Raw genomic sequence first — 4,414 nt, forward strand, 5'->3', positions numbered from 1 at the left:
TAAAACTCTCTAATTCTATAGTTCAAATTAGTTTTAAAACGTATTTTTAAAATAAATTTGAATAAACTTACCTATATTTGCAGCTATGAAAAACGACAATCAGATTTTTGGAATTAGAGCCATTATTGAAGCCATACATTCCGGCGCAGTTATAGATAAAGTATTTATTCAGAAAGAAGCACAGGGCGACTTAATGAAAGATTTAATGAAAGCTATAAAGGCAAATAATGTCAATTTTAGCTATGTGCCAGTAGAAAAACTGAATCGTTTTACTTCTTTAAATCATCAAGGGGCTGTGGCCACTATTTCGCCAATTGCTTTTCACGATTTAGACACTTTAATTGAACAAACTTTAGAAAGTGGTAAAATGCCTTTATTTTTAATTTTAGACCAATTATCTGATGCGAGAAACTTTGGTGCGATTATTAGAACGGCTGAATGTGTTGGCGTTAATGGAATTATTGTTCAAAAACAAGGTTCTGCTCCAGTAAACGGTGATACTGTAAAAACAAGTGCTGGTGCCGTATTTAATATTCCAATTTGTAAAGTGGATCATATTAAAGATGCTGTTTTTCATCTGCAAAGTTGCGATATCAAAACCGTAGCAGCAACAGAAAAAACAGAAAACACCATTTATGATATCGATTTTAAAGTTCCTGTAGCCATTATTATGGGTAACGAAGAACGCGGTGTAAACCCATCCGTGTTAAAAGTGGTTGATGAAAAAGCAAAATTACCAATGTATGGAACTATTGAATCTTTAAATGTTTCCGTTGCATGTGGTGCTTTTTTATATGAAGTTGTTAGACAGAGATTGCTTTAATAGTATTCAGTGTTCAGTTTTTAGTATTCAGCAAATGAAAGAAATAAAGAAACTTAGTTTTTTAATTTTTGTGATTTTTCTATTATGTTCTATCTTTTATTTTTTAGATAAGAATGAAATTCTAGAAATTAAACACGAAGGTTTTAAATCATTTGTTTACTATGGAATTATTGTTTTTAGCTTCTTTTCTATTCTTTTTTCTTTTTTAAGTTACGAAAAATTAAAATTTAAAATCTTGTTTTCAATTTTACCAATACTTGTATTTATTGAAATTTTAAATTTTGGAATATTACGAACTATTTTTTGTTCATCATCTTGGAAAACGCAAACCATAATTTATCAAAACACGTTGGACGAGAATAAAAAAGTCGAATTTCAAATGTTGAATAAAGGTGCGTTTGGATATAGAAGAAGAACTGTAGAAGTAAACTATATTACGAATTGGTTTTTCATTTCAAAAGAAAAAGGTATTTACAATTCAAATTGGAAAAAAGTAAATCTTGAAGTTAACGAATTAGGACTAAAATAATTTTAATGGCACATTATCTAATTATCTAATTTTTCATTTTCAAAAATTCATAAATCACCTTTACTGAAGATTTAAAGTAAGAATCCACTTCAGTTTCTTCTACAATTTCAGGTTTTGGTGGATTTATGAAATTTCCGTTTTCGTCAAATTGTTTAAAGAAAGGTTTGTCTGTTGGATCAAAATCAGGATGTTCCCAATCATAAAAAATTGGTGCCGAAAATTGAGGTGTTTTTATAAAAATTCCCATAATCAAACCTGTTACAAAACCAGAAAAATGCCCTTCCCAAGATACACCTCCGTTTAATGTTTCTGCATTGGGAAACATATACCAAATAATTCCGCCATATAATAATACAATGGTTAATGACAAGGCGACTAATCGGTAATATTTGGTTAAAATTCCTTTAAAAAAGATAAAACTCACCAAACAATACACCAATCCGCTAGCACCAATGTGATAGGAATTTCTACCCAAAAGCCAGGTTCCTAACCCAGTAAATAAAATACCTAAAAATAATACTTTAAAAAACTGTTGGCGGTAAAAATACTTCAAAGCCATTACCAAAAAGAAAATAGGAATAGAATTATTTAGCAAATGTTTAAAATTTCCGTGAATAAAAATATGTAAAGGAATACCTCGCAAACCTTTAACTGTTTTAGGTAAAATTCCGTATTGATACAGTTCTGGAAAATAATGCAAATTCAAATAATACGTGATCCATAACAACATTACAAAGAGTAACGGAAATAGAATCACGGAAAGTGAAAAATAAAAATTTTTATCTATAGACGATTTAATCATATTTAAGAAAAGTCAAAAATGAAGCCAAAGTACAATATATGAAAATTTGGCATATCATATTAAAATTAAAAAAAATTGTTTGAGAAGATTGCATTGTTTAAATTTGCTTTATGACAATACCTTTAGCAGAACGAATTCGTCCGAAAACTTTATCGGAATACATTAGTCAATCGCATTTAATTGGCAAAAGCGGCTCCTTAACCCAACAAATTGAGAAAGGAATTATTCCGAGTTTAATTTTATGGGGCCCTCCAGGAACAGGAAAAACTACCTTGGCACAAATTATGGCACAGGAAAGTAAACGCCCGATTTACGAGTTAAGTGCTATTAATTCGGGTGTCAAAGATATTAGGGATGTTATTGAAAAAGCCAAACAAAGCGGTGGTTTATTCACGGCAAAAAATCCTATTTTATTTATTGATGAGATTCATCGCTTTAGCAAATCGCAACAAGATTCGCTTTTAGCAGCAGTAGAAAAAGGCTGGATAACTTTAATTGGCGCCACTACTGAAAATCCAAGTTTTGAAGTCATCCCTGCACTTTTGTCACGATGTCAGGTATATGTATTAAATGCATTTACAAAAGAAGATTTAGAAAACATCTTACACAGAGCGATTGCTGTAGATGACTATCTAAAAACCAAAAATATTAGTTTTATTGAGACAGAAGCCTTACTAAGATTATCAGGTGGTGATGGTAGAAAGCTATTGAATATTTTTGAATTGGTAATTAATGCCACCGATACTTCGACAGACTCAGCAATCATTGAAATTACTAATGAAAAAGTAATGCAATTGGTTCAAAAAAACACCGTATTGTACGATAAAACAGGTGAACAACATTATGATATTGTTTCGGCATTTATAAAGTCCATTCGTGGAAGCGACCCAAATGGGGCAGTTTATTGGTTAGCCCGAATGATTGAAGGTGGTGAAGACGTAAAATTTATCGCGCGTAGAATGTTGATTTTATCAAGTGAAGACATTGGAAACGCTAATCCAACAGCATTTATTATGGCAAATAATGCCTTTCAAGCTGTGAGTACAATTGGTTATCCTGAAAGTAGAATTATTTTGAGTCAATGTGCGATTTATTTGGCCACTTCTGCAAAAAGTAATGCCAGTTATATGGCTATTGGAAAAGCCCAACAAGTTGTAAAACAAACTGGCGATTTACCCGTTCCCATTCATTTACGAAATGCGCCTACCAAATTAATGAAGGAATTAGGATACGGCGAGGAATACAAGTATTCGCACGATTTTGCTAATAATTTTGCTGAACAAGAATTTTTACCAACCGAAATTTCTGAAACCACTTTTTTTGAACCAGGCGAAAATGCCAGGGAAAAAGAAATTCGTCAGTTTTTAAAAAACAGATGGAAAAATAAATATGGGTATTGATTGGGTGTTGGGTTTTAGGTGAAAGGTATAGGGTGTTGGGTGTCAGGAAAGTAACCTTTTATTAAAACAAATACTCCTCAACCATATATTTACCATCAATATAATATTCAAAAATACACTTTTTATCTGTTTTCGTAAAAGCACCAATTGCACCTTCTTTGTATGCAATAAAAACATTAGGGTTTTTAGTTTTTTGCAATAATAAAAGAAGATTGTCATTACTATCCCTTACTTCAGTTACTGGATCCCCTAATGATTGTTCAAATCTACAATTTAAATAGGTTTTAAATTCTGAAATTTTAAGTCTTTCATCTATTTCTGGTGTTGCAACAACTTCTTTCTCTTGAATTATTGTGGCATCATATTTTTTTAATTCTGGGCTCAACAACTTAATTATTTCAATATAAGCGTTTTGAATGTCTTTTTCTCTTGTTTTTACTTCCGCCGTTTCAAATAATAAATTATTTTGACAATCTCTGATTTGAAATTTAATTTTTCTTACAAACAAATTACTATTGTCAATTAATAAACCTGTTAAAGCATTACATTTATTTTGTGCAATCTCCATAGGTAATTCTTCATCTTCAAAAAACACTTGATAACTATTTGATATCAATATAGCTTTTAGCATAGTATTAATATTATACGTGTTTTTTTCTTTTTGGAATTCGTATTTATTAGAAATAATAATTACTTTATTTTGTTGAGAAAAAGAAGTAAATGATAAGAAAACGAGTACTAAAATTGAAAAATTTTTCATCATAATAAATTTTTTAATTGGGTTAAACTTTGTATTTGAATAATTTGATTTTGCGAAATCATTTCCGCTTTTGGATTAAAATAAACTGCTTTTATTCCGA

5 protein-coding genes are annotated in these 4,414 nt (G+C 30.4%); 3 read left to right on the top strand and 2 right to left on the bottom strand.

The annotated features are described in order from the left end of the window. Positions 1 to 85: 85 nt before the first annotated feature. Positions 86 to 823, top strand: a complete 738-nt coding sequence (gene rlmB / locus ABWO04_RS09990) for a 23S rRNA (guanosine(2251)-2'-O)-methyltransferase RlmB (RefSeq protein ID WP_353079568.1) — start codon at positions 86 to 88, stop codon at positions 821 to 823. Between the two features lie 235 nt (positions 824 to 1,058). Then, positions 1,059 to 1,352, top strand: coding sequence for a hypothetical protein (locus ABWO04_RS09995; protein WP_353079569.1), 294 nt, complete (start codon positions 1,059 to 1,061; stop codon positions 1,350 to 1,352). Positions 1,353 to 1,377: 25 nt separating this feature from the next. Here the strand turns inward: ABWO04_RS09995 and ABWO04_RS10000 are convergent, their stop codons facing one another. After that, a complete protein-coding gene (locus ABWO04_RS10000) occupies positions 1,378 to 2,154 on the bottom strand; it encodes a rhomboid family intramembrane serine protease (protein ID WP_353079570.1) in 777 nt (258 codons plus the stop codon). Positions 2,155 to 2,264: 110 nt separating this feature from the next. Between ABWO04_RS10000 and ABWO04_RS10005 the strand changes: the two genes are divergently transcribed. Beyond that, a complete protein-coding gene (locus ABWO04_RS10005; RefSeq protein WP_353079571.1) occupies positions 2,265 to 3,554 on the top strand; it encodes a replication-associated recombination protein A in 1,290 nt (429 codons plus the stop codon). 61 nt (positions 3,555 to 3,615) lie between these two features. Here the strand turns inward: ABWO04_RS10005 and ABWO04_RS10010 are convergent, their stop codons facing one another. Then, positions 3,616 to 4,317, bottom strand: a complete 702-nt coding sequence (locus ABWO04_RS10010) for a hypothetical protein (protein WP_353079572.1) — start codon at positions 4,315 to 4,317, stop codon at positions 3,616 to 3,618. Positions 4,318 to 4,414 lie beyond the last annotated feature (97 nt).

The sequence above is a fragment of the Flavobacterium sp. genome, from assembly GCF_040382755.1.
In the GTDB taxonomy this organism is placed as follows: domain Bacteria; phylum Bacteroidota; class Bacteroidia; order Flavobacteriales; family Flavobacteriaceae; genus Flavobacterium.